Source organism: Rhizobium sp. S96 (assembly GCF_030382195.1).
Classification (GTDB): Bacteria; Pseudomonadota; Alphaproteobacteria; order Rhizobiales; family Rhizobiaceae; genus Rhizobium.
In genome coordinates this window covers 1-918 of record NZ_JAUDRY010000041.1, presented here as the reverse complement: position 1 = coordinate 918, position 918 = coordinate 1, and the positions used below count along the sequence as shown (strand labels likewise).

At 59.2% G+C, this 918-nt stretch carries 1 protein-coding gene; it reads right to left on the bottom strand.

The window, feature by feature from the left end:
* A partial coding sequence (istA, locus tag QTL94_RS26290; RefSeq protein ID WP_289803572.1) for an IS21 family transposase occupies nucleotides 1-807 on the bottom strand: 807 nt, incomplete at its 3' end.
* Nucleotides 808-918 lie beyond the last annotated feature (111 nt).

Here is a 918-nt window from a genome sequence, read left to right as displayed (position 1 = left end):
CACGTTCAGCTCTTCCAGGCTTTTGACGCGAACGCGTGGGGTGAAGAAGCGTTCGCGCACGAGGCCAACCTGGTTCTCGACCTGTCCCTTCTCCCAGCCTGATGCGGGCGTGCAGGCAACGGGATGAACGAGATAATGGCTGCACATCTGCAGGAAACGGCGATTGTATTGCCGCTCCTTGCCGACGAATACGGCCTCGACCGCCGTCTTCATATTGTCGTAGATGCCACGCGTGCAGGTGCCACGGAAGAAGGCGAAGGCCTTGTCGTGCGCATCGAACACCATCTCCTGGCTTTCGCGCATATAGGCCCTGGCGAACATCATCCGGCTGTGGCAGAGCCGGACGTGAGCGACCTTGACGGTCGTCGTCACACCGTTGATCAGAATGATCTCGTGGCTCCAGTCGAACTGGTAGGCCTCACCCGGCGCGTAATAGAGCGGTACGTAGGCTTCCGCCGTTATGGCTCCCCGGTTCTTCGCCCAGGTCTTGGCGTATCGCCGGATCGAGTCATAACTGCCGTCGTAGCCGAGGGCCCGAACCTCCTCGTAAATCCGGATCAGCGTCAGCCGTTCGCGCGATGGCTTGCCTTCGTTGGTCGTCAGAAACCGCTCGATCTCGGCCTTCCACGCTCCGATCCTCGGCAGCGGTTGTCGCTCTCGTTCATAGGTAAAATCGGTCTCGTCGGAACGCAGAATCTTGCGAACCGTGTTACGCGACACATGCAGTTCCCGGACGATCTTCTTCACCGACCAGCCCTGCACATGGAAGGCCCGTCGAACACGCGCAATCGTATCCACTCGCTTCAACTCCCACTCCATCCGCCGCCAAAAGCCGGATGGTCAGATGAAATCTGAGGGGGGTCAAAATTGGACGCCGATTACCCCGCCAAGGGGGTTAAATTTGCACGCCGAAACACA